At 67.8% G+C, this 23,075-nt stretch carries 20 protein-coding genes; 6 read left to right on the top strand and 14 right to left on the bottom strand.

Features of this window, described 5'->3' with window-relative positions; translation table 11 throughout:
• Positions 1 to 107 precede the first annotated feature (107 nt).
• From ACWGL1_RS03595 to ACWGL1_RS03585, 3 genes are read right to left on the bottom strand one after another with little or no spacing between them, the layout of a single operon-like run.
• Positions 108 to 833, bottom strand: coding sequence for a glutathione S-transferase C-terminal domain-containing protein (locus tag ACWGL1_RS03595; protein ID WP_452111201.1), 726 nt, complete (start codon positions 831 to 833; stop codon positions 108 to 110).
• Positions 834 to 874: 41 nt separating this feature from the next.
• On the bottom strand, positions 875 to 2,407 hold the full coding sequence (locus ACWGL1_RS03590; RefSeq protein WP_452111200.1) for an acyl-CoA synthetase: 1,533 nt from the start codon (positions 2,405 to 2,407) through the stop codon (positions 875 to 877).
• An 8-nt stretch (positions 2,408 to 2,415) separates the two neighbouring features.
• A complete protein-coding gene (locus tag ACWGL1_RS03585; RefSeq protein ID WP_346522093.1) occupies positions 2,416 to 3,033 on the bottom strand; it encodes an FMN-dependent NADH-azoreductase in 618 nt (205 codons plus the stop codon).
• Between the two features lie 174 nt (positions 3,034 to 3,207).
• Between ACWGL1_RS03585 and ACWGL1_RS03580 the strand changes: the two genes are divergently transcribed.
• Positions 3,208 to 4,365, top strand: coding sequence for a CaiB/BaiF CoA transferase family protein (locus ACWGL1_RS03580; RefSeq protein WP_452111199.1), 1,158 nt, complete (start codon positions 3,208 to 3,210; stop codon positions 4,363 to 4,365).
• A 54-nt stretch (positions 4,366 to 4,419) separates the two neighbouring features.
• Here ACWGL1_RS03580 and leuD read toward each other — a convergent pair whose 3' ends face one another.
• The 3 genes from leuD to ACWGL1_RS03565 are packed head-to-tail and all read right to left on the bottom strand — an operon-like array spanning position 4,420 to position 7,207.
• Complete coding sequence (leuD, locus tag ACWGL1_RS03575) at positions 4,420 to 5,031, bottom strand: 3-isopropylmalate dehydratase small subunit (protein WP_452111198.1); 612 nt, start codon at positions 5,029 to 5,031, stop codon at positions 4,420 to 4,422.
• Entirely contained in the window at positions 5,031 to 6,437 is a 1,407-nt protein-coding gene (gene leuC / locus ACWGL1_RS03570; protein WP_452111197.1) for a 3-isopropylmalate dehydratase large subunit, read from the bottom strand. The genes leuD and leuC overlap by 1 nt, the downstream gene beginning before the upstream one ends.
• A gap of 11 nt (positions 6,438 to 6,448) precedes the next feature.
• Positions 6,449 to 7,207, bottom strand: a complete 759-nt coding sequence (locus tag ACWGL1_RS03565) for an enoyl-CoA hydratase-related protein (protein ID WP_452111196.1) — start codon at positions 7,205 to 7,207, stop codon at positions 6,449 to 6,451.
• Positions 7,208 to 7,364: 157 nt separating this feature from the next.
• Here ACWGL1_RS03565 and ACWGL1_RS03560 point away from each other — a divergent pair, with 157 nt between their 5' ends.
• Positions 7,365 to 8,909, top strand: a complete 1,545-nt coding sequence (locus ACWGL1_RS03560) for an acyl-CoA synthetase (protein WP_452111195.1) — start codon at positions 7,365 to 7,367, stop codon at positions 8,907 to 8,909.
• Positions 8,910 to 9,057: 148 nt separating this feature from the next.
• Here ACWGL1_RS03560 and ACWGL1_RS03555 read toward each other — a convergent pair whose 3' ends face one another.
• From ACWGL1_RS03555 to ACWGL1_RS03540, 4 genes are all read right to left on the bottom strand, one after another.
• The gene (locus ACWGL1_RS03555) at positions 9,058 to 11,229 is read right to left on the bottom strand and encodes a 3-hydroxyacyl-CoA dehydrogenase NAD-binding domain-containing protein (RefSeq protein WP_452111194.1); all 2,172 of its coding nucleotides are present in this window, start codon (positions 11,227 to 11,229) and stop codon (positions 9,058 to 9,060) included.
• Positions 11,230 to 11,256: 27 nt separating this feature from the next.
• Positions 11,257 to 12,459, bottom strand: a complete 1,203-nt coding sequence (locus tag ACWGL1_RS03550; protein WP_452111193.1) for an acetyl-CoA C-acetyltransferase — start codon at positions 12,457 to 12,459, stop codon at positions 11,257 to 11,259.
• Between the two features lie 22 nt (positions 12,460 to 12,481).
• Positions 12,482 to 13,546, bottom strand: a complete 1,065-nt coding sequence (locus ACWGL1_RS03545; protein ID WP_452111192.1) for a CaiB/BaiF CoA transferase family protein — start codon at positions 13,544 to 13,546, stop codon at positions 12,482 to 12,484.
• A 111-nt stretch (positions 13,547 to 13,657) separates the two neighbouring features.
• The gene (locus ACWGL1_RS03540) at positions 13,658 to 14,110 is read right to left on the bottom strand and encodes a MarR family winged helix-turn-helix transcriptional regulator (protein ID WP_452111191.1); all 453 of its coding nucleotides are present in this window, start codon (positions 14,108 to 14,110) and stop codon (positions 13,658 to 13,660) included.
• A gap of 130 nt (positions 14,111 to 14,240) precedes the next feature.
• Here ACWGL1_RS03540 and ACWGL1_RS03535 point away from each other — a divergent pair, with 130 nt between their 5' ends.
• Positions 14,241 to 15,482: an acyl-CoA dehydrogenase family protein gene (locus ACWGL1_RS03535; RefSeq protein WP_452111190.1), complete on the top strand. Its 1,242-nt coding sequence runs from the start codon at positions 14,241 to 14,243 to the stop codon at positions 15,480 to 15,482.
• Between the two features lie 246 nt (positions 15,483 to 15,728).
• On the opposite strand, the gene ACWGL1_RS03530 is transcribed toward ACWGL1_RS03535, so the two are convergent.
• The 4 genes from ACWGL1_RS03530 to ACWGL1_RS03515 are packed head-to-tail and all read right to left on the bottom strand — an operon-like array spanning position 15,729 to position 18,803.
• Positions 15,729 to 16,493 (bottom strand): SDR family NAD(P)-dependent oxidoreductase, encoded by a 765-nt coding sequence (locus ACWGL1_RS03530; RefSeq protein WP_346487537.1) that lies wholly within the window; start codon positions 16,491 to 16,493, stop codon positions 15,729 to 15,731.
• On the bottom strand, positions 16,490 to 17,380 hold the full coding sequence (locus ACWGL1_RS03525) for a hydroxymethylglutaryl-CoA lyase (protein WP_291781630.1): 891 nt from the start codon (positions 17,378 to 17,380) through the stop codon (positions 16,490 to 16,492). Before ACWGL1_RS03525 ends, ACWGL1_RS03530 begins: the two co-directional genes overlap by 4 nt.
• Positions 17,377 to 17,739, bottom strand: coding sequence for a DUF6285 domain-containing protein (locus tag ACWGL1_RS03520; RefSeq protein WP_452111189.1), 363 nt, complete (start codon positions 17,737 to 17,739; stop codon positions 17,377 to 17,379). Before ACWGL1_RS03520 ends, ACWGL1_RS03525 begins: the two co-directional genes overlap by 4 nt.
• Complete coding sequence (locus ACWGL1_RS03515) at positions 17,736 to 18,803, bottom strand: phosphotransferase family protein (protein WP_452111188.1); 1,068 nt, start codon at positions 18,801 to 18,803, stop codon at positions 17,736 to 17,738. Before ACWGL1_RS03515 ends, ACWGL1_RS03520 begins: the two co-directional genes overlap by 4 nt.
• Before the next feature lie 82 nt (positions 18,804 to 18,885).
• On the opposite strand from ACWGL1_RS03515, the gene ACWGL1_RS03510 reads away from it, so the two are divergent.
• The 3 genes from ACWGL1_RS03510 to ACWGL1_RS03500 all read left to right on the top strand — a co-directional run bounded on the left by ACWGL1_RS03510 (position 18,886) and on the right by ACWGL1_RS03500 (position 22,985).
• Positions 18,886 to 20,037, top strand: coding sequence for an acyl-CoA dehydrogenase family protein (locus ACWGL1_RS03510; protein ID WP_452111187.1), 1,152 nt, complete (start codon positions 18,886 to 18,888; stop codon positions 20,035 to 20,037).
• 76 nt (positions 20,038 to 20,113) lie between these two features.
• Positions 20,114 to 20,608, top strand: a complete 495-nt coding sequence (locus ACWGL1_RS03505; RefSeq protein ID WP_452111186.1) for a MarR family winged helix-turn-helix transcriptional regulator — start codon at positions 20,114 to 20,116, stop codon at positions 20,606 to 20,608.
• A 169-nt stretch (positions 20,609 to 20,777) separates the two neighbouring features.
• Complete coding sequence (locus ACWGL1_RS03500) at positions 20,778 to 22,985, top strand: TonB-dependent receptor (RefSeq protein ID WP_452111185.1); 2,208 nt, start codon at positions 20,778 to 20,780, stop codon at positions 22,983 to 22,985.
• Positions 22,986 to 23,075 lie beyond the last annotated feature (90 nt).

Here is a 23,075-nt window from a genome sequence, read left to right as displayed (position 1 = left end):
GGGCCGGCGGGGCGCGCGCGCCGGCGCCCCCCCCCGCCCCCACCCCCCCGCGGGGGGGGGGGGGGGGGGGGGGGGGGGGGGGGCGTCTTCAAGCGCCGGGAACCGGTTCAGGACATGGCGGAGTCTTCACGCACCGCCGACAACATCCTGTCGCCGAACAACACCGACCACTGCTCGGCCGTCAGCGTCATGTGACGCGCCGCGGCGGGATGATCGGCGGCGACCGCGCCCGCGGTTTTCACGGCGTCACGGGCGCCGACCCGGTCGAACCAGGCCTTGAGACGGGGCCATTCGGCGATGTCCATGTCGATGGCGCGGCTGGCGCGCACCCAGGGCCAGCAGGCCATGTCGGCGATCGAATATTCCTCGGCCAGATAGTCCGCCTGCGTCAGCCGGGTCTCCAGCACGTCGAACAGGCGTCGCGCCTCGCGCGTGTAACGCTGGACCGGATAGGCGTCCGGCTCGGGGCAATAGCGCAGGAAGTGGTGCGCCTGGCCATGCTGCGGCCCCAAGCTGGCCATCTGCCACATCAACCAGGTGACCGCCGTATGCCGTCGGCGCGGGGCGTCTGGCAGAAAGCGCCCGGACTTCTCCGCGAGATACAAAAGGATGGCGCCCGACTCGAACAGGGCCAGCGACTCGCCGCCGCCCATGGGGGCGTGATCAACGATGGCCGGCAGGCGACGGTTGGGGTTGATGGCGCCGAACTCCGGCGTCAGGTGCCGCCCTTCGAACAGGTTGTATTTGATGACGCGGTGCTGAAGCCCCGTCTCGGCGAGCATGATCGCCACCTTGTGCCCGTTGGGCGTGTCGCAGCCGTGCAGATCGATCAAGACCAGCCTCCGTGAGTTTAGGGAGAGGACGGCGCCGCCCGTCAGCCTGACGTCGCGCCCTTCCAGTATTCGTCCCGGATCAAGCGTTTGTAGAGCTTGCCCGTGTCATGCCGTGGCAATTCCTTCATGAAGTCGAACTGACGCGGCAGCTTGACGCCCGACAGCGACTGGCGCGCCCAGGCCGACAGCTCGGCGGCGAACTCAGGCGTGGCGTCCGCCCAGTCGGCGGGCTGGATCACCGCCACCACCCGTTCGCCCATCTCGGGACAAGGCGCGCCGATGACGGCGGCGTCGGCCACCCTGGGATGCTGGATCAGCAGGTTCTCGATCTCCTGCGGATAGATGTTCACCCCGCCCGAGATAATCATGAAGCTCTTGCGGTCGGTCAGAAACAGATAGCCGTCCTCGTCCAGCCGCCCTACGTCGCCCAGGGTCGTCCAGCCGCGCGCGTCATAGGCGGTGGCCGTCTTGTCCGGGTCATTGTGGTATTCGAACGGGTGGTCGCCCTCGAAATAGATATTGCCGACCTCGCCGGGCGGCAGTTCATTCCCCTCGTCGTCGCAGATATGGACGACGCAGAAGTTCGCCTTGCCCACAGAACCAGGCTTCTTCAGCCACTCCTGCGAGTTGATGATGGTCATGCCGTTGCCTTCGGTCCCGGCGTAGTATTCCACCAGGATCGGGCCGAACCAGTCGATCATCGCCTGCTTGACCGGCACAGGGCATGGGGCCGAGGCGTGGATGGCCAGCTTCAGCGTCGAGACGTCGTATTTGGCGCGCACTTCGGCAGGCAGCTTCAGGATGCGGATGAAGTGGGTCGGCACCCACTGACTATGCGTCACCCCATGCCGGTCGATGGCGGCCAGGGCCAGTTCGGCGTCGAACTTCTCCATCAGCACGACCGTGCCGCCCAGGTGCTGGACCGCCATCGACCAGCGCAGAGGCGCGGCGTGATACAGCGGCGCCGGGCACAGATAGACGCTGGCCTCATCGACGGCGAAACGGGTCTTGGCGACCACGGTCGTCATCGGCATGGCGGTGATGTCGCCGTCGACGGGCAATTCCGGCCGGATGCCCTTGGGCCGTCCCGTCGTGCCCGAGGAATAGAGCATCTCGCCGCCCGCCGTCTCATCGGCGATGCGCGTGACGGGTTGATCCGCTACCGCCTCCTCCCAGGCACGATAGCCGGGCACGGCCCCGCCCAGCGAGAACAGCACCAGATCGGACAGGCTGGTCGGCAACGCGGCGGTGTTCGGCAGGTCGGCGCCGGCGATCAGCACCTTGGCCCCGCAGTCGCGGGCGATGTAGTCGATCTCGGCCAGAGTCAGGCGGGACGACAGGGCGACGAAGTAGAGTCCCGACCGCTGCGCCGCCCAGGCCAGAGCGAAATAGTCCGGCGTATTGCCGAGACAGACGGCCACGGCGTCGCCGGGCCGGAGCCCCAGCGATCGCAGCAGATGCGCCGCCCGGTTGGAGGCGTCCTCCATCTGACAGAAGGTCGTGACGGCTCCCGTCCCCGCCATGATGACGGCGGGTTTGTCGGGCGTGGCGGCGGCGAAATGGCTGGGGTGCATGATGTGGCTCAGAAAGCGCGGGCGGCGTCGTCCGCCTGGATGTCGAAGCTGCGGACGTAGGCCTCGCGCGCCTCCGCCCCCGGCCGGGTCGTCGCGGGAACGACCAGGGCGCGGATGTCACGGATGCCGATGGTCTCGAAGATATGCTTCAGATAGGGCAGTTGGAAGTCGACATAGTCGCCAGCCATCGTCGACGACCGCGTCAGGATCATCTGCATGGGCCGGTTTCGCAGCAGGCCGACATGACGCATCTCGTCGGCCTTGTAGCCGAAGGTCACGCGCGGCTGGACGATGATGTCGAGGTAGAGCTTCAGCGCCCAGGGAATGCTGTAGTTCCACATGGGGCAGGACAGCAGGATGCGGTCGGCGCGATCCAGCCGCGCCACGGCGTCGGTGACGATCCGCCAGGCGTCTTCGGCCTCCGACGAGACCTCCTCGCCGAAGATGGGCGCGAACTTGCGAAAGGCGTGCTCGGCCTCGAAGCGCGGCAGGTCCTCTTCGAACAGGGCCAGGGTGTCGATCTCTTCATCCGGGTTCTGTTCCCGCCAGGTCGCGATGAAGCGATCCGCCAGCGACCGCGACGCCGACCTTTCCCCCTTCGGGCTGGCCACGATATGAAGCAGCATGATGTCTCCCGATGCGTCGGCTGCAGCCGATCTTTCGCTGATCTGGCTCTCGCTGATCAGGCGAAGAGTTTTGTCAATTTATTTGGCAATCACAAGCCCTGGAGCCGCCGTTGACTTTCGATCGTCACCTCGCCAGTGATTGTAAGATTATTTGACGTTATGGAGAATGCCCTCGTGACCAGCCAACCGGTGAACGGCCCTCTGCACGGGTTGAAGGTCGTCGAGATGGGCCAACTGATCGCCGGTCCCTTCTGCGGCCAGTTGCTGGGCGACATGGGCGCTGAGGTGATCAAGCTGGAAGCGCCGGGCGTCGGCGACCCGATGCGGCACTGGGGCCAGGGGGAGACGCCGACCTGGTGGCGCGTCATCGCGCGCAACAAATACTCCGTCGCGGTCGACCTGCGTGCGGCCGAGGGCCAGCAGACGGCGCGCGACCTGATCGCCCAGGCCGATATCCTGATCGAGAACTTCCGCCCCGGCACGCTGGAGAAATGGGGCCTGGCCCCGGCCGATCTGATGAAGGCCAACCCGCGCCTGATCGTGGTGCGGGTCTCCGGCTATGGCCAGTCCGGCCCCTATTCCTCGCGCGCCGGCTTCGGCGGCATCGGTGAGGCCATGGGCGGCTGGCGCGGCATCGTCGGCGAACCGGATCGCGCCCCGTCGCGCATGGGGGTGTCGATCGGCGACACCCTGGCCGCCACCTACGGCTGCATGGGCGCCCTGGCGGCGCTGCAGCACCGCGAGCGCACCGGCCAGGGGCAGGTGGTCGACAGCTCCCTGTACGAAAGCGTGCTGCAGGTCATGGAGAGCATGATCCCGGAATACGCCGTCAACGGGCACAAACGCACGCGCACCGGCTCGGTCCTGCCCAAGATCGCGCCGTCGAACGTCTATCCCTGCGCCGACGGCGAGTATCTGATCGGCGCCAATCAGGACGCGGTCTTCGCCCGCCTGTGCGACGCCATGGGCCGCCCTGAACTGGCGACCGACGCCCGCTACGCCACCCATCTGGCGCGCGGCGAGCATCAGAGCGAGCTGGACGCCCTGATCGGCGAGTGGACCGCGACTCTGACGGTGCAGGCCCTGGAAGACCTGATGATCGAACACGCCGTTCCGGCCGGCCGCGTCTTCGACGCCGAGGACATGATGGCCGATCCGCATTTCGCGGCGCGTCAGGCCATCATCGAGGTCGAGGACCCGGTCCTGGGCAAGGTGCCGATGCAGGGCGTCTTCCCCAAGCTGTCGGCCACGCCGGGTTCCGTGCGCCGCCCCGCCCCGCTGGAGGTCGGTCAGGACACGGCGGATGTCCTTCAACGCTGGCTCGGCGTCTGACACTCTCCCCGAGCCCCCGTCGGACCCGTCGCAGCGCCGGTCCGACGGATAGGTCTAGACAGCGCCCAGATGCGGCGCCGCATAGCCGATGCCCGCCTCAAAGCGCTCGATCTCAGCCATCCGCGCCAGGGCGACATCGATCTCGTCCTTGCCTTCCAGCAGCTTGACCTTGTCGGCCGCGCCGATGTCGAACGACCAGACGCGCCCGCCCGCCGTCACCGTCTGATCCGGCAGGCTGATGCTGAAAAGCGCCGTCGCCGGATCGCGCGCCAGGTCCATCAGCGCCAGGCAGTCGGCCTCGGGCAGGATCAGCGGCAGGATGCCGTTCTTCAGGCAGTTGTTGCGGAAGATGTCGGCGAAGCTGGGGGCGATGACGCAGCGGATGCCGAAATCCGCCAAGGCCCAGGGCGCGTGTTCGCGGCTGGAGCCGCAGCCGAAATTATCGAGGGCGATCAGCACCCCCGCCCGGTCCCACGGCGACTGATTCAGAACGAAGTCCGAACGCAGCCGATCATCCGCATCGAACCGCAAGGGATGCAGCAGGATGCGCCCCAGCCCGGCCCGCGTCACGCCCTTCAGAAAGCGGCCGGGGACCAGCTTATCGGTGTCGATATTGGCGATGGGCAAGGCCGCAGCGACGGCGTCCAGGGTGACGAAAGGCTGCATCAGACAAGGCTCCGGACATCGACCAGTCGTCCCGCCACGGCCGCAGCGGCGGCCATCGACGGCGACACCAGATGGGTGCGGCCGCCCGGTCCCTGACGGCCCTCGAAATTGCGGTTGGAGGTCGAGGCGCAACGCTCGCCCGGCGACAGCCGGTCCGGGTTCATGCCCAGGCACATGGAGCAGCCCGGCTCGCGCCACTCGAAGCCTGCGTCGATGAACACCCGATCCAGCCCCTCGGCCTCGGCCGCCGCCTTGACGTGACCGGACCCCGGCACGACCAGGGCCCGCACGCCCTCGGCGACATGACGGCCGCGCGCGACGGCGGCGGCGGCGCGCAGATCCTCCAGCCGGCCGTTGGTGCAACTGCCGATGAAGACCGTGTCGATGGCCAGGCCATCCAGCGGCTGTTCCGACGCCAGGCCCATATAGGCCAGCATCTGCTCGATCTGGGCGCGCCGCCCCGCATCCTTGATCGCCGCCACGTCAGGCGTGCGGCCGCCGATGGTCGTCACCGCCTCGGGACTGGAGCCCCACGTCACCATGGGCTCGACGGCGGCGGCGTCGATGCGCACCGTCTTGTCATAGGTCGCGCCCGGATCGCCGGCCAGGGTCCGCCAGTCGGCGACGGCGGCGTCAAAGGCGGCGCCTCGTGGTGCATGGGGGCGGCCGCGCAGCCAGGCGAAGGTCGTCTCGTCCGGCGCGATCAGGCCGGCGCGCGCGCCCGCCTCGATCGACATGTTGCAGACGGTCATCCGCCCGGCCATGTCCAGGTCGCGGATCGCCTGGCCGGCGTATTCGATGATGTAGCCGGTCGCCCCGTTGGCGCCGATCTGGCCGATGATGGCCAGGATCAGATCCTTGGGCGTGACCCCGAATCCGAGCGCCCCCTCCACCTCGATCAGCATCGACCTGGCGCGCTTCTGGACCAGGGTCTGGGTCGCCAGCACATGTTCGACCTCGGAGGTGCCGATGCCGAAGGCCAGGGCGCCGAAGGCCCCGTGGGTGGCGGTGTGGCTGTCGCCGCAGACGATGGTCATGCCCGGCAGGGTCAGCCCCTGCTCCGGCCCGACGACGTGGACGATGCCCTGATCGACGCTGTCCAGCGGAATCCACGGCAGGCCGAACTCGGCGGCGTTCGTCTGCAACTGCTCGATCTGCGCCCGGCTTTCGGGGTCGAGGATTCCGGCCGCCCGGTTCAGGGTCGGCACATTGTGGTCGGCCACGGTCAGGGTTCGCCCCGGCGCATGAACGCCGATGCCGCGCTGACGCAGGCCTTCGAAGGCCTGGGGGCTGGTGACTTCGTGGACCAGGTGGAAGTCGACATACATCAGCATGTCGCCGCCGCCGAGGTCGGCGACCTGGTGCCGGTCGTAGATCTTGTCCAGCAGGGTTCGGGGCGCGGTCATCGCCATCTCCTTCAGCGGCCCGAGAAGCTGGCTGGGCGGCGGGCGATGAAGGCGGCGGCGCCTTCGTGGAAATCGGCGGTGCGGCCGGCCTGTTTCTGCGCCTCGCGTTCAGCCGCCAGAGCTTGGGTGAAATCGAGATCCAGCGCCGCACGGGCGGTGCGACGCACGGCGGCGTAGGCCAGGGTCGGGCCGCTCGCCAGTTGCTCCAGCAGGCTTTCAGCCTCTCCCGCCAGGGCCTCGGCCTCCACGGCCTTCCAGGCCAGGCCCCAGTCGACCGCCTGTTCGGCGCTGATGCGCGCGCCGGTCATCATCAGTCCCATGGCCCGATGCCAGCCCAGGGTGCGCGGCAGCAGCCAGCTCGCCCCTCCGTCCGGCGCCAGACCCACCTGGGCGAAGGCGTAGGCGAGAAAGGCCGAACGCGACATGAGGATCATGTCGGCGGCCAGGGCGATGGACGCCCCTGCCCCGATCGCCGGACCGTTCACCGCCGCGATCACGGGAATCGGCAGGTCCGCCAGCTGGAGCAGCAAGGGGTTGATGTGGCTTTCGAGAATGGCCCCGGCGTCATCGGGCAGCGGCTCGGACAGCGTGCCGCCGGCGCAGAAGGCCCGGCCCGCTCCGGTGATCATCAGCGCCCGGGCTCCCGAAACGACGGCGGCGTCGACGGCGGCCGCCAGCGCCTCGACCATGGGTTCGGTCAGGGCGTTCATCCGCTGCGGCTGGTCCAGGCGGATAACGACCCCTGCGCCCTTTCGCTCAAAACCGATCATCACACACCTCGCCGCGCCGCCCGGCCGTGCAAGTCGCGGCGAGATCGGCGGAAAAACGCCTGAACATGAGTTGACAGACATGGTTCGGGGCGGGATTAGATGTCAATAGATTTGACAATATTTCCCGCCTGCAGAGGCGGCAGGAGCACCCCTTTCGATGCGAGTCACCCAGGGCCTCGTTCGCGCCGTCGTCACGGCTGCGACGCGCACCGCCACCATCGACGGCGAGCGTCGCCGCACCTGGCGCGAGGTCGGCGACCGCGTCGCCCGTCTGGCGGGAGGTCTGCGCGATCAAGCGAGTCTGAAGGTCGGCGACCGGGTCGCCATCCTGGCGCACAACTGCGATTCCTACTTCGAGACCTATTTCGCCGTGCTCTGGGCCGGGGGCGTGCTGACGCCGTTGAACACCCGACTGGCCACGCCTGAACTGGCTTTCCAGCTGAGAGACGCGGGCGTCGAGATTCTGTGCTTCGGCGAGGAGTTCTCCGCTGTCGCCGAACAGCTTCTGGCCGAGGGCGCGGTCGGACGCCTGATCGCCATGGACGGCGCGGCGGACGACGCACGCCTGACGCACGAGGGGCTGATCCGGGCGTCCGAACCCGCTGAGGAGCATCTGGCCGCCAACGAGGATCTGGCGGGCGTTTTCTACACCGGCGGCACCACCGGCCTGCCCAAGGGTGTGATGCTCAGCCACGGCAACCTGCACGCCATCGCCTCGAACCTGCTGATGACGATTCCCTTCGACGAGACGGGGGTGAATTTCCACGCCGCGCCGATGTTTCACCTCGCGGACATCGGCATCCTGTTCGCCACCATGACGGGCGCGACCCACGTCTTCCGCCGCAGCTACAACGCCGAGAGCATGCTGGAGGCGATCGCCGAGCATGGGGTGACCCATTGCTTCACCGTGCCCGCCGTCATCGACCGCATGGCCAAGTATGACCGGCTGGATCAACTGGATCTGTCGCAGCTGAAGATGCTGGGCTACGGCGGCTCTTCCCTGCCCGCCGCCACCCTGGCGCTGGCGCGCGAAAAGTTTCCGCACGTCAGCTTCATCCAGGGCTTCGGTCAGACGGAGATGGCCTCCGTCACGGTGCTGACGCCCCAGGACCACCAGTGCGCCGACGACCATCCCCGCCTACGCTCATGCGGCAAGGTCGCGCCGGGCTTTGAAATCCGCATCGTCGACGAGGCCGGAAACGAGGTCCCGCGCGGACAGATCGGCGAGATCGTCGGCCGCGGCGACAATGTCATGATGGGATACTGGAACCGCCCCGAGGAAACCGCCGAGGTCATGCGCGACGGCTGGCTGCACACCCGCGACGCAGGGTGGATGGACGAGGACGGCTACATCTACATCACCGACCGGCTGAAGGACATGATCGTGTCCGGGGCCGAGAACATCTATTCGATCGAGGTCGAGAACGCCCTGTCCTGGCACCCGTCGGTCGAGGAAAGCGCCGTCATCGGCGTCCCCGATCCGGTCTGGGGCGAGCGGGTCCACGCCGTGGTGGTGTGCAAGCCCGGCGCCCCCCAGCCCAGCTTCGAGGAGTTGTCCGCCTTCTGCCGCCAGCGCATCGCCGGCTACAAGACGCCCAAGAGCGTCAGCTTCAGCGAAACCCGCCTTCCCCGCAGCGCCGCCGGCAAGATCCAGAAAAACCCGGTGCGCGACGCGGTGCTGAAGGATCTGAACCTGGCCTGAAATCAGCGTCAGCGAAGAGGGGAAGAGGCGGACGAGGGGTTGTCCGCCTTTTTTCTTTGTCTGAAATCCAGAGATCACGTCCATCCGGCATGAAAAAAGGCGGGACGCTTGCGCCCCGCCTTTCCTGTTCACCTATCCGCCAAGGCGATCAGGCCGCCAGCGGCTTGGGCGCCGGATAGAAGCGCTCGCCCTTCCCGGCCATGGTCTTCAGCAGGGCCGGCGGCGCGAACCGCTCGCCGTATTGCGCCGCCAGAACCTCGCAGGCGGCGGTGAACTCGGCCACGCCCGTGCTGTCGATCAGGCTGATCGGGCCGCCGGTCCAGGGCGCGAAGCCCCAGCCCAGGATGGCGCCGACGTCGGCGTCGCGGGCGGCGGTGACGACGTTCTCGTCCATGCAGCGCGCAGCCTCGACCGCCTGACGATACAGCAGGCGCTGCTTCAGATGCTCGACCAGTTCCGGCGAGGATTCGCTGATCTTGACCGGATACATGTCCGCCAGACCGGCCCACAGCCGCTTGGGCTCGCCTTGCGGATAGTCATAGACGCCCTTGCCGTTCTTGCGGCCCCAACGCTCCTGGGCGACCATGTCGATCAGGAATTTGTCGGTGTCGCCCGCCACCGGCGCCGGCAGGTTCAGGTCGATGCGGCGCTGACCCGCCACCCGGTCCACCAGATCGATGGCCACGTCGTCCAGCAGCTCCAGCGGGCCGCGGGGCATGCCGGTCATGCGGCCGACGTTGTCGATGATGGCGGGGGCGATCCCCTCGATCAGCATCTCCAGCCCCTCGCGGATATAGGTGTCGAACACCCGGCTGGTGAAGAAACCGCGGCTGTCGTTGACGACGATCGGCACCTTCTTCAGTTGCTTGCAGTAGTCCAGCGCCTTGGCCAGCGTCTCCTGCGAGGTGGTCTTGCCGACGATGATCTCCACCAGCTCCATCCGGTCGACGGGGGAGAAGAAGTGGATGCCGATGAAGTTGGCCGGGCGCTCGGCGGCTTCCGACAGGCCGGTGATCGGCAGGGTCGAGGTGTTCGAGGCGAACACGGCGTCCGGCCCGATCTGGGCCTCGGCGCGCTTGGTCACATCGGCCTTCAGGGCGCGGTCCTCGAACACGGCCTCGACCACCAGGTCGGCGCCCTTGATGGCGTCATAATCCGTGGTGGCGGTGATGCGGCCGACCAGTTCGTCGGCGGCCGCCTGCGACATGGCGCCCTTAGCCACGGCCTTGGCGACCAGGCCCTCGGAATAGGCCTTGCCCTTGTCGGCGCCGGCCTGGGCCACGTCGATCAGGACGGTGTCGATGCCGACCCGCGCCTGGGCGTAGGCGATGCCCGCCCCCATCATGCCCGCGCCCAGGACGGCGGCCTTCCTGACCGTATAGGTCGGCACGCCCTCGGGACGGGCGCCGCCCTTGGCCAGAGCCTGTTTCGACAGGAACAGCGAGCGGATCATGGCCCGCGCCTGCGGCGACTGCTGGGTGTCCAGGAACAGGCGCGCCTCGACGCGCAGGGCCGAATCCATCGGCAGGTTGAAGCCCTCATAGACGCAGCGGGCGATGTTCTTCTGGGCCGGATAGTTGCCGTAGCTCTTGGCCATGATCTTGGCCGGGGTCAGGATGAAGCCCGCCGAACCGGCGTCCGAATAGGGGCCGTCCGGCATGACATAGCCCTTGCGGTCCCAGGGCTGGACGCCCTCGCCGCCGTTCATGATCCAGGCCTTGGCGGCGGCCAGGGCCTGACCCGGCTCGACCACCTCATCGACGATGCCGATGGCCTTTGCCTTTTCCGCGTCCACCGGCGCGCCGGTCAGCATCAGGTCCAGGGCGGCGGGCACGCCGGCCAGACGCGGCACGCGCTGGGTGCCCCCGGCGCCGGGCAGCAGGCCGATGGTCACTTCCGGCAGGCCGACCTTGGCCCTGGTCGAGGCGACGCGATAGTGGGCCGCCAGGGCGAACTCGAAGCCGCCGCCGAGCGCGACGCCCTCGATGGCCGCCGCGACCGGCTTGCCGACCGTCTCCAGCGCCCGCAGCGCCCGGCTCATCCGCGAGGTGCCCGGCAGGGCGGCTTCGCGCGCCGCGCCCTCGGCCCGCCCGCCGGCGGTCTCGCCCAGTTCGCCCAGGTCGGCCCCGGCGCAGAAGCCGTTCGCCTTGCCCGAGGCCAGGATGGCGCCCTTGATCGAAGCGTCGTCGCGGATGGTGGCGACGATGGCGTCGATGTCGGCCACGGCGCTGTCGGTGAAGGTGTTCATCGTGCGCCCCGGCACGTCGAACAGGAAGGTGGCGACGCCGTCGGCGTCCACCGAAACGGTGAAGTTGTTCATGTCGTTGTCCTGACTGTCAGATCGTGATCAGACGCGCTCGATGATGGTGGCGGTGCCCATGCCGGCGCCGACGCAGAGGGTGGCGAGGCCGGTCGCCTTGTCGGTACGCTCCAGCTCGTCCAGCAGGGTCCCCAGGATCATCCCGCCGGTGGCGCCCAGCGGATGGCCCATGGCGATGGCGCCGCCGTTCACGTTCATCCTGTCGTGCGACACCTTCAGCTGCTGCATGAAGTACATGACCACCGAGGCGAAGGCCTCGTTCAGTTCGAACAGGTCGATGTCGCCGATGCTCATGCCCGCGCCGGCCAGGGCCTTCTGCGTCACGGCCACCGGGCCGGTCAGCATGATGGTCGGCTCCGAACCGATCGAGGCCGAGCCGACGATGCGGGCGCGGGGCTTCAGCCCCATCTTCTCGCCCATCTCCCTGGTGCCGATCAGGACGCCGGAGGCTCCGTCGACGATGCCGGAGGAGTTGCCCGCATGGTGCACATGGTCGATCACCTCGATCTCGGGATAGCGCTGGCGCATCACCGAATCGAAGCCCGCCGCGCCCAGGCCAGCGAACGAAGGCTTCAGGGCGCTCAACGTCTCAACCGTGGTGTCCGGGCGGATGAATTCGTCGTGGTCCAGCACCGTCACGCCCGCGTGCTTGACCGGGACGATGGAGTTCTTGAAACGGCCGGCGGCCCAGGCGGCGGCGGCGCGCTTCTGGCTCTCGGCGGCGAAGGCGTCGACGTCGGTGCGGCTGAAGCCGGCCAGAGTAGCGATGGCGTCGGCGCCGATGCCCTGGGGCGCAAAGCCGGTGGTGAAGGCCACGTCCGGGTCCGCCGACCAGGCGCCGCCGTCCGAGCCCATCTTGACCCGGCTCATGCTCTCGACGCCGCCGCCGATGGCCGCGTCCGCCTCGCCGAAGACGACCTTGGCCGCCGCCGTGTTCACGGCCTCAAGGCCCGAGGCGCAGAAACGGTTCATCTGCACGCCCGCCACCGTCTGGGCCAGACCGGCGTTGAGGGCGGCGACGCGGGCGATGTTGGCGCCCTGTTCGCCGATCGGCGCCACGCAGCCCAGGATGACGTCGTCGATCAGGCTGGTGTCGAGATTGTTGCGGTCGCGCAGGGCCTGCAACACCTGGGTCGCCAGGGAGATGGCGGTCACTTCGTGCAGGCTGCCCTTGGCGTTGCCCCGGCCGCGCGGCGTGCGCACGGCGTCATAGATATAGGCTTGTCTCACAGGTCGGTTCCTCGTGCAGGGATCAGGCGTCGCCGGGCGCGCGCGGCTGCGGCGCAGGCGTCAGGGAGAAGCGGGGGGCCGGGGCCGGCTGCACCACGCCGTTCAGGGTGATGAAGGCCTCGCGCGCCTTGTTGTGCGGATGCTCCGGCGCCTCGACGAAGGACAGGACCGGGGCGAAGCAGGCGTCCGTTCCCTCCATCAGGGCGCGCCATTCCTCGCGGGTCTTGCGGCGGAAGAGGTCGGTCAGGCGGGCGCGGCGCGTCTCGATCCCGCCCGGCTCGTTCTGGTCCAGGAACAGGGGATCGTCCGACAGCCCCGTCGCCTGCAGCATCCGCGCGTAGAACGGCGGCTCGATCGAGCCGATGGCGATGAACTCGCCATCGGCGGTCTCATAGGTGTCGTAATAGGGCGCGCCGGTGTCGAGGTAGTTGGCGCCCCGCTCATCGCTCCAGATTCCCTGGCCGCGAAAGCCCCAGATCATTCCCATCAGCAGGGAGGCGCCGTCCGTCATGGCGCAGTCGATGACCTGGCCCCTGCCCGTGGTCCGCGCCGACAGGACGCCCGCCAACATGCCGAAGGCCAGCATCATGCCGCCGCCGCCGAAGTCGCCGACCATGTTGATCGGCGGGGTCGGCTTCTCGCCCCTGCGGCCAAAGGCGTTCAGGGCGCCGGTGATGGCGATGTAGTTGATGTCGTGGCCGGCGGCGTGAGCCAGCGGCCCCTCCTGGCCCCAGCCGGTCATGCGGCCGTAAACCAGCTTGGGATTATCGGCCAGCAGCACCTCAGGCCCCAGACCCAGCCGCTCCATGACGCCGGGGCGATAGCCCTCGATCAGACCGTCGACGTCGCGGATCAGAGCGCGGGCGGCGGCCCTGCCCGCTTCCGATTTCAGGTCCAGCTCGACCCGCGAGCGCGACCGAGCCAGCACGTCCGAGGGATCGATACGCACGCCCGGACGGGCGATGCGGATCACCTCCGCCCCATGGTCGGCCAGCATCATCCCCGCGAACGGTCCCGGGCCGATGCCTTCCATTTCGACGATCTTCAGGCCCGCCAAGGCGCCGCTGGAAACAGCCGCGGCGCTCATCGACGCCGGCTTCCGTAGATGTGGTCCGTCATGACCGTTCCTCCCGCAGCCCCCTTGGCGGGGCTTCATGCGGTGATCGGACGGGAGACCAATCTTGTCAAGAAATTTGACTTAAGCGACGTCCGACCGTCGCTCTGACCATCCTTCCGAGCTGCCCAGGAAGTTGCGCAGACCTTGGCGCAGCGCCTCCAGATTGCCTTGGCCGACCGCGTCTTCCAGCTCGCTCTCGAGTTCTCGCAGGACCTTCTGCGCGTCGTCGCGAATGGCCTGGGATTCCGGCGCAAAGCGGACGATGCGGGCGCGCTTGTCGTCAGGATCAGGCGCCAGCTCCAGCAGTTTGCGATCGACCATCTCGGTCAGGAACTGACTCATCGCCTGGCGTGAGACTCCCAGGTTCTCGGCCATGCGGGCGGCGCGGGTCTCGCCGTTGGCGACGTTGACCAGAATCAGCGACTGCGACCGGCCCAACCTCCCCCAGCCTCGCCTGTCGAGACGCGACTGAAGCTGTTCGTCGAACCAGTAGAGGGTCCGCACCAGATCGAGCATGAGCAGAGGGCGATTCATGGGGTCAGTGTCGCCGTCCGCCACGCCCCCGCAAAGCCCCAAAACGTCGTCATGTCGATTTTTAGTCAACTTACTTGACATTTATATTCATCCAAAGCGAACCTCAGCGTCCCAACAGGGAGGATTGAACATGACGGGCGAAAAGCTCGCGGACCGGCGCATTCCCACCGGCAACGATTTTCTGGCCCCCGAGGCCGTCGCCGCCCTGACCCCGGCCGAACTGGTCGCGCGGGTCGCGGCGCTGAAGCCCATGATCGCCGCCGCTTCGGCAGAGGCGGAACGCCTGCGTCGTCCGGTGGACGAGGTGTGGGACGCCCTGCGCGCCACCGGCTATTTCTACATGTATGTGCCGCGCAAATTCGGCGGGCTGGAGTTCGATCCCCAGGCCTATATCGACGCCACGCTCGAGATCTGTGAAGCCTGCCCCTCGACCGGCTGGACCGCCAGTTTCGCCGCCGAGCACAACTGGCTGATCGCCCAGTTCCCCGAGCAGACCCAGGCCGAGGTCTGGGGCCGCACCCCCTATGTCATCGCGCCCAGCGTCGCCGCCCCTCCGGGCAAGGCGGTGCGCGTCGATGGCGGTTTCCGCATCAGCGGCCGCTGGAAGTTCGGCACCGTGGTCATGCACGCCGACTGGGTCATGCTGAACGCCATGGAAAGCATGGGCGAAGGCAAGCCGCCCGTCGTGCGCATGGTGCTGGTCCGCGCCGAGGACGTGAAGGTGCTCGACACATGGTTCATGAGCGGCATGGCCGCCACCGGGTCCAACGACATCGTGGCCGAGGACCTGTTCGTGCCTGAGGTCTACACCTTCGTGGTGTCCGAGGTCCGCACCGGCCGCGGCAACGGCTCCCGCATCCACGACAATCCTCTCTACCGCGCGCCCATGCTGCCGCAGCTGTGCGTGACGGCGGCCCTGCCCTCGGTCGGCGCGGCCCGCGCGGCGGTCGAACTGAGCCGGCAGCGGCTGACGGTCCACACCAAGATGGGCGGCCAGTCGACCCAGGTGGACAAGCCCGCCGCCCAGATGCGCCTGGCCCGCGCCGACCTTCTGGTCCGGTCGGCCGAACTGTCGATCCGCCAGGCGGCGAACGAGAACCTGACGCTTTCCGCCTTCAGCGACGAGGAGCAACTGCCGCACCGCCTGCGCCTGAGGGCCCAGATCGCCTACGCCGTCAGCCAGTGCCTGGAGGCGGTGCGCACCTGCTGCGACTCCTCGGGCTCGGGTCTCTATGCGCTCGACAATCCGATGCAGCGCATCCTTCGCGACATCGAGGTCATGGCCAGTCACATCGTCTACGACATGGACGTTTCGACTGAACTTCATGGCCGATCGATGGTCGGCCTGCCGCCCAACTCCATGCTCACCTGACGGCTTTTCCAGTCCCTCACTGGCCCCCTCGCGGGGGCCCTTTTTTTGGCTGAATTCCCATTGGGTTGTTGGTGGGATTTCCCCAAGCCCGCTCATCCCCGCGGAAGCGGGGACCCAGTGCTTTGGCTTCAAGGCGCTTCGATCAATGAAGAGGCCTATCGCTCTGCGCTCTCACTGGGTCCCCGCTTCCGCGGGGATGAGCGGAGATTAAACTGGCCGTCACACTCAACATGAACTCAGCCTGCATCAATCCACATGCTGGGCGTCGTCGATCTTAATCACCGCGCCGGTGGTGTAGGCCGCCGCGTCCGACGTCAGGAAGCCGATCATCGGCGACAGGGCGTCGATCGGCATCAGCCGCTTGCGCGGCAGCTTGGAGATCATCTTCTGGCCCGCCTCGCTGGTGAACCATTCCTCGTTGATGTCGGTCAGCATATAGCCGGGGCAGACCACATTGACGCTGATCCGCGCGCGCGACCATTCATTGGCCAGGGAGCGCCCCAGCATGACCGCGGCCGCCTTGGACGCGCAGTAGGCCACCAAGCCGGTCAGGGCGTGCAGCCCCCCCATCGAGGCGAGGATCACCACCCGCCCCCGATCCGACCGGCCGCTGGCCAGCAGGCGCCGCCCGCCCTCGCGCGCGGTCAGGAAGACGCCGCGATTGTTGACCGCCTGGATCTGGTCGTAGTCCTCGATCGTCAGGTCCGTGGCCGGCCCGTCGGCGTTGACTCCAGCGTTGGCGATGACGGTGTCGACCAGGCCGAAGCGCGCCTCAGCCGCGTCATAGCCGGCGATGACCGAGGCTTCGTCGGACACGTCCATCGACACGGCCAGCGCCTCGCCGCCCGCCGCCTCGATCTCGGCGACCAGGGCGGCGAGACGGTCGGCCCGCCGCGCGGCCAGCACCACCCTGGCGCCCCCGCGCGACAGCAGTCGGGCGAACTCGGCGCCCAGGCCCGAGGAGGCCCCGGTGATCAGGGCCACGCGGCCTTCGTGGGTCAGGGTGGTCATACGGTCTTCTCCCTTGCGGACAGCCAGGCGCGCGTCATGGCGCTGGTCCGCGTGCGTTCCAATTTCTCGTTGAGCCAAACGGCCGCCGCGCACAGGGCGTCGACGTCGACCGCCATGCGTCCGTTCAGGGCGTAGGCCACGTCCTCGCTGGCGACATTGCCCGCCGCACCCGGCGCGAAGGGGCAGCCGCCCGTCCCGCCGATGGAGGCGTCCACGGTCACGGCGCCGGCGGCCACGGCGGCCACGGCGTTGGCCACGCCCGTCCCGCGCGTATCGTGGAAATGGACGCGCACCGGCAGCGGCCGCACCGCCTCGACCACGGCCGCGACCAGGCGCGAGACCTCGTCCGGGCGAGCGACGCCGATGGTGTCGGCCAGGGCGATCTCCAGCGGGTCGAAGACGGCCAGCCGCCGCGCCATGTCCACGACCCGCGCCGGATCGACCGCGCCCGACAGCGGACAGCCGAAGGCGACCGAGATCGTGACCTGGGCGTCGCGGCCGACCGCCCTCGCCTGCTCGATCACCCGTCCGGCCATGGCGACGCTCGCGTCGACGTCCAGCCCCTGGTTGGCCAGGCCGAAGGCGTCCGAGGCGGCGACGACGATCCCGAGCTCGTCCACCGCCGTCGCCAGGGCGCGCCCGGCCCCACGCTCGTTGAGCACCAGGCCGATGGTCCGCACCTCGGCGCGCTTCGGCAGGGCGGCGATCACCGCCTCGGCGTCGGCCATCTGCGGCACCAGCTTCGGATTGACGAAGCTGGCGACCTCCAGCCGCCGCGCCCCCGCCGCGACCGCCTTGTCGATCAGGGCGACCTTGTCGGCGGTGGATAGGATGGTCTTTTCGTTCTGCAGGCCGTCGCGGGCCGACACCTCGACCAGTTCGATCATGCCTCAGCCTCCAGCGACAGCTCATGACGATAACGCGGCTGGTCGATCGCCAGCGTGTCCAGCGCCGTGCGGCGCAGATGGTCGAAGACGGCCGGGTCCTCGGCGCTGACCGCCCCCTGACGCAGGGCCTCGGCCAGAGCGACGTTCAGCGTCGCATAGTCGCCCTCGCGCCCCAGGATGGCGCCCATCCGTGCGACGGCGGCGGCCTCGGCGGCGGGCCATTGCATCAGTTCACGACGGACGATGCCCAGGGCGTTGGCCGCCACCTTGCGGTGAAAGCCCTCGACCGGGGCCGAGGCGTCCTCCAGCCAGGCGATCGCCGCCTCGACCAGTTCGTCCTTGCGCGGTCCCTCGATCATCGCGACGCCTCCATCAAAGCCAGAAGATCGACTTCGCATTCGCTGAGTCGGCGCCCGATCACGGCGCGCTCGACCGAGCGCGAGGCGCCCGTGGCGAAGGTGCGGTACATCATCATCGTCACCACCGCCCATTTGAACGTGCCGACCGCCTGCCAGAAACGCACCCGCTCGATCGACGGCCGTTCGCCTCCCGCCACTTCATAAGCGTCCAACAGGGTCTCAAGATCGGCGAAGCCGCCGACGACGCGATCGGTCACGCCGAACCTCCAGCTGTTGACGCACAACCAGCCCAGGTCCTCGGCCGGGTCGCCCAGATGGGCCAGCTCCCAGTCCAGAACGGCGGCCAGGCCCGTCGCGGGGTCCACCATCAGATTGCCGTTGCGGAAGTCGCCATGGACCAGGCGCGGCGTTATCGACGCGGGCAGGCGCGCCTCCATCCACTTCAGCGCCGCCTCCATCACCGGACGCGGGCCGCTGCTCTTGCGATAGATGTCGGCGTAGCGGTCCAGCACGGCGCGCGCGTCCTGCGCCTCCAGCGGGGGCAGCACGGACGGATCGATGGCGTGAATCCGGGCCAGGGCCTGACCGCACTGACGGCCCAGGGGCTCGCGGGCTCGCGCAAAGGCGGGGTCGACGGCGATGCGGCGGCCCAGGGTCTCGCCCGCCACCCGCTCGACCACATAGGCCTCCCCCAGCCCATCCTCGGTCGCACAGTCCCGCACCAGCCGGGCGACCGGCGCTCCCGCGTTTTCGGCCGCCTGCAGCAGCGCCGCCTCGATGGGCAGCGGCAGGGACGTCTCGAACACCTCGGCCTCGCCGCCTCCGCCGCGACGACGCAGGATCAATGGGCGAACGCACCCGCTTCCCTCGATGTCGAAAGCCCAGGTCTCCAGGCTGGCGCCGCCGGTCAGGCGACGCAGACCGGTCACCCGCGCCCCGCCGGGCGCCAGGACAGGCGCCAGGGCTTCAAGTCGGGCGAGGACGAAGCCGGCCGGGTCGGACGCAGGTTCAGATCGGGATGCGGACATGCGGAAGGGATGACCGATCTTGTCGATCTTTGTCAAATAGATTGACGTTTATCGCCAAGACGGGACAGGATGACGGCCACCCTCGCCCAGCCATCCTTACCTAGTCTGAGAGCCTCCGATGAGCGTCCAAGCCGGCCCCTCCGCCTACACCCAGGAAGATATCGACCTGTTCCGCGAAGGCCTGTCGAAATTTCTCGACGCCGAATGCCCGCCGGAAAAGATCGAGTCCTGGAACCGCAACAAGATCGTCGAGCGCGAGATGTGGACCAAGGGCGCCGAGTTCGGCCTTCTGGGGCTGTCCGTGCCCGAGGCATACGGCGGCATGGGCGCCGACTTCCGCCATGAGCGCGTCCTGATCGAGGAGTTCGGCGCGCGCGGCATGGAGGGCTGGGGCGTGCCGCTGCACAACATGATCGTCGCCCCCTATCTGATCGCTTTCGGCACCGAGGAACAGAAGCAGAAATGGCTGCCGGGCGTGGTCTCGGGCGAGATCGTTCTGGCCATCGCCATGACCGAGCCGGGCACGGGGTCCGACCTGCAGGGCATTCGCACCCGAGCGCGTCTCGAGGGCGACGAATGGGTGCTGAACGGCCAGAAGACCTTCATCTCCAACGGCCAGACCGCCGACCTGATCCTGGTGGTGTGCCGCACCTCGGACAACGGCTCGCGCGGCATTTCTCTGATCGCGGTCGAGGGCGACCGTCCCGGCTTCACGCGCGGCCGCAACCTCGACAAGATGGGCCGCGCCGCACAGGACACCTCCGAGCTGTTCTTCGAGGATGTGCGCGTCCCGGCCGCCAACCTGATCGGCGAGGTCGAGGGCAAGGGCTTCGGCCAGTTGATGCAGATGCTGCCTCAGGAGCGGCTGGGCATCGCCGCCATGGGTCTGGCCATACTGGAGCGGGCGTTGAAGCTGACCGTCGACTACACGCGTGAACGCCACGCCTTCGGCAAGCCGCTGATGGAGTTCCAGAACACCCAGTTCACCCTGGCCGACATCAAGGCCAAGGCCGTGATCGCCCGCAGTTTCATCGACGCCTGCACCGAAAAGCTGATCCGGGGCCAACTGGACGCCGCCACCGCCTCCATCGCCAAGCTGTGGATCACCGAAACCGAACTGGAGGGCGTCAACAAATGCCTGCAGTTGTTCGGCGGCTACGGCTATATGAATGAATACCCCATCGCCCAGCTGTATAAGGACGCGCGGATCGACACCATCCACGGCGGCGCGTCCGAAGTCATGAAGATCCTGATCGCCCGCACGCTCTGAAACAGAGGCCCCGCCGACGGTTTGCACTTGGCGGGTCAAGCGGAGCAGCGGCATAAGACGGAATCAGGAGAAAGCGATGATCATGAATTCCGACTATCTGATCGTGCCCCTGCTGGCGGGATTTGAATGGTTCGACGAAAGCCTGCAGATGAGCCTGCGGGAAGCCGGGTGGCCCCATCTGACGCGGCCTGAATCCATGGTGATGATGCACGTTCAGATGAACGTCGTCCGTCCCGCCGACATCGCTCGCAGCCTGCGCCTCACCCGACAGGCGGTGCACTCGACGATCAACTCCCTGGTCGAGCGGGGCGTTTTCGAGATGGCGGACGATCCGACCGACGGCCGCATCCGCATCGTCCAGTTGACGCCCATGGGCAAGGCCATGCGCCAGGACGCCCAGAAGATCGTCGCCGAACTGACCGAAGAGCTCGGCCGCCGCATCGGCGCCAAGCGGGTCAAGGCCCTGCGGGAGGCCTTCGGCTCGGACTGGGGCGCGCCGATCCTGTGCAGCCTGGGCGAGCCAGGCGAACGCGCGGCGGATTTTCGACAGGCCGCGAACAAAAATCAGTAAAGTAACTTGACGATTAACTCGTATCGAGTTTGTCTACTTTCTTGACAAGCAGCTCGACAAGAAGCCGCAGTCAGGGAGGAAGGCGCACACGATCCGATGCGATCGCGACACCTCCTCACGGCCAACACAGCTCCGACTTCAGACCGGAGCCGCATGGGGAGGAATACGCATGCGCTATCGTTATGTGATGCTGCTCGCGTCGAGCAGCCTGGTTCTCAGCACCGCCGCCATGGCTCAGACCGGGGCTCAGACCGGGGCTCAGACCGGCGGTCCAGCGACGTCGGATACGCCCGCCGTTCAGGACGCCACCACGGTCGCCGACATCCTGGTCACCGCGCGCAAACGCACCGAACGCCTGCAGGACGTGCCGATCTCGGTCAACGTCACCAGCGGCGAGGAACTGGCGAGCCAGGACGTGCGCAACCTGGAATCCCTGTCGGGCTCGGTGCCGAACCTGCATATCCAGGCCACGCCGGGCAACAACGCCATCTATATCCGCGGCATCGGCTCTTCGCCCGGCAACCTGGCCTTCGAGCAGTCCGTCGGCCTGTTCGTCGACGGAGCCTACGCCGGGCGCGGCCGCCAGTTCGCCGCCCCCTTCCTGGACGTCGCCAGCGTCGAGGTTCTGCGCGGCGCCCAGGGCGCCCTGTTCGGCAAGAACACCGCCGCCGGGGCCATCAACATCACCTCGAACGGTCCGCGCGCCGAGCGCGAACTGGCGACCACCATCACCGGCACGGTCGAGGGCGACAACGGCTTCGAGATCACCCAGATCATCTCCGGCCCCGTCACGGACAAGCTGCTGGTTCGCCTGGCCGGCAAATACAGCGACAACGAAGGGTGGCTGGAGAACACGACCACCGGCGACCACAATCCCGGCCGCGAGGATCTGATCGGCCGCGCCGTCATCGACTATCTGGCCAGCGACACCCTGTCCTTCCGGTTGAAGCTGGAAGGCGCGCGTCAGGAGCTGACCGGCCAGCCGATGAGCAGCGTCGGGCCCGGCCAGTCCAAATCCTTCACCCGCGCGACCACGCAGGGCGTACCGGACTATGACGACACCAACAGCTTCAACGGCGTGCTGACGATCAACAAGGATTTCGCCAACGGCGTGACCCTGACCTCGATCACCGCCTATTCGGCCTTCGACTACGACAAGCAGATCGACAGCGACTTCACCACCCAGCCGCTGTTGCGCACGGTCTTCCAGGAAGACTTCAACCAGATCTCCCAGGAACTGCGCCTGACCTCGTCCAACGAGGGGCCGCTGACCTGGATCGTGGGCGCCTACGCCCACCGGAACGAGATCGACATGCATCAGAACTCCCATGTTCTGATGGGGCCGTTCGACGGCGCCAGCGATCGTTTGTTCAACCAGACCAATGAGAGCTACTCGATCTACGGTCAGGCGACCTACGCCTTCAACGACCACTGGAAGCTGACCGCCGGCCTGCGCCAGACCTGGGAGGACAAGTCCGCCGACCAGACGCGTTCCACGACCGGCGCCGTGCCGCCGACCTGGGTCAACACGCCCCTTCACGGCCAGCGCAGCGAAAGCCAGCTCGATCCGTCGGTGCAGGTCCAATACATCGTCGACCGGGACATGATGTTCTACGCCTCCTACGCCAAGGGCTCGAAGGCCGGCGGCTTCGTCGGCGCTCAGTCGACGGGCGGGCAGGATTCGTTCCAGTTCGAGGGCGAAACCTCTCAGTCCATCGAGATCGGGACCAAGCTGACGCTGCTGGACGGCCGGGCGACGGTGAACCTGGCGGCCTACACCTCCGAGTTCGACGACCTGCAGGTGTCGGGCTTCAACGCCGCGACCAACGCCTTCATCACCTCCAACGCCGCCAGCGCCAAGAGCAAGGGTTTCGAGGTGGAGGGCACGCTGCGCCTTACCCCGTCGATCAGCCTGTCGGGTTCGGCGGCCTACAACGACGCCAAATACGACTCCTATCCGACGGCGCCCTGCATCTACCGGAACGGCGTGGCTCCGCCGGCCAACTGCGTCGAGGACATCGGCGGCACCCGCCTGCCGCGCGCGCCCAAATGGTCGGGCGCCCTGACGCTGAACGTCGACCATCCGCTGGACAACGGGATGCGTATCCAGGCTGACGCCACGGTGCGCGGTCGCAGCGGAACCTATCTGGAAGAGAACCTCAGCCCGCTGTCCTATCAGGAGGGGTTCGCCAAGGCGGACCTGCGGCTGGGTCTGGTGTCGGCTGACGATCGCTGGACCCTGGCCCTGATCGGCCGGAACCTGACGAACGAATGGACCGCGTCCCACTCGTTCGGCACCCCCTTCCTGGCGGGCTCCCAGACCTATGTGGTCGATCCGGGCCGGGTCGTCTCGATCCAACTGGGCCTGCGCTACTGATCCTGTCCGGCGCCTGAGCAAGGCTTGCGGCACACTGACCGGAGCGTCGACCGACGCTCCGGTCTTTCTTTTGCGCTCTGCCGACAGCGG

It is taken from the genome of Brevundimonas sp. NPDC055812, from assembly GCF_053616535.1.
The sequence above is the reverse complement of the archived record's forward strand: the minus strand, read 5'-3'. Positions and strand labels throughout refer to the sequence as shown.

What these genes read in the sequence shown, in the direction of transcription:
- ACWGL1_RS03525 (WP_291781630.1), bottom strand. Translation starts at nt 17,380, where the DNA reads ATGATCGAACTGGTCGAGGTGTCGGCCCGCGACGGCCTGCAGAACGAA.
- ACWGL1_RS03500 (WP_452111185.1), top strand. Translation starts at nt 20,778, where the DNA reads ATGCGCTATCGTTATGTGATGCTGCTCGCGTCGAGCAGCCTGGTTCTC.
- ACWGL1_RS03545 (WP_452111192.1), bottom strand. Translation starts at nt 13,546, where the DNA reads ATGAGCGCCGCGGCTGTTTCCAGCGGCGCCTTGGCGGGCCTGAAGATC.
- ACWGL1_RS03520 (WP_452111189.1), bottom strand. Translation starts at nt 17,739, where the DNA reads ATGATCGAGGGACCGCGCAAGGACGAACTGGTCGAGGCGGCGATCGCC.
- ACWGL1_RS03505 (WP_452111186.1), top strand. Translation starts at nt 20,114, where the DNA reads ATGATCATGAATTCCGACTATCTGATCGTGCCCCTGCTGGCGGGATTT.
- ACWGL1_RS03535 (WP_452111190.1), top strand. Translation starts at nt 14,241, where the DNA reads ATGACGGGCGAAAAGCTCGCGGACCGGCGCATTCCCACCGGCAACGAT.
- ACWGL1_RS03530 (WP_346487537.1), bottom strand. Translation starts at nt 16,493, where the DNA reads ATGACCACCCTGACCCACGAAGGCCGCGTGGCCCTGATCACCGGGGCC.
- ACWGL1_RS03585 (WP_346522093.1), bottom strand. Translation starts at nt 3,033, where the DNA reads ATGCTGCTTCATATCGTGGCCAGCCCGAAGGGGGAAAGGTCGGCGTCG.
- ACWGL1_RS03565 (WP_452111196.1), bottom strand. Translation starts at nt 7,207, where the DNA reads ATGATCGGTTTTGAGCGAAAGGGCGCAGGGGTCGTTATCCGCCTGGAC.
- ACWGL1_RS03510 (WP_452111187.1), top strand. Translation starts at nt 18,886, where the DNA reads ATGAGCGTCCAAGCCGGCCCCTCCGCCTACACCCAGGAAGATATCGAC.
- leuC (WP_452111197.1), bottom strand. Translation starts at nt 6,437, where the DNA reads ATGACCGCGCCCCGAACCCTGCTGGACAAGATCTACGACCGGCACCAG.
- ACWGL1_RS03540 (WP_452111191.1), bottom strand. Translation starts at nt 14,110, where the DNA reads ATGAATCGCCCTCTGCTCATGCTCGATCTGGTGCGGACCCTCTACTGG.
- ACWGL1_RS03560 (WP_452111195.1), top strand. Translation starts at nt 7,365, where the DNA reads ATGCGAGTCACCCAGGGCCTCGTTCGCGCCGTCGTCACGGCTGCGACG.
- leuD (WP_452111198.1), bottom strand. Translation starts at nt 5,031, where the DNA reads ATGCAGCCTTTCGTCACCCTGGACGCCGTCGCTGCGGCCTTGCCCATC.
- ACWGL1_RS03555 (WP_452111194.1), bottom strand. Translation starts at nt 11,229, where the DNA reads ATGAACAACTTCACCGTTTCGGTGGACGCCGACGGCGTCGCCACCTTC.
- ACWGL1_RS03590 (WP_452111200.1), bottom strand. Translation starts at nt 2,407, where the DNA reads ATGCACCCCAGCCATTTCGCCGCCGCCACGCCCGACAAACCCGCCGTC.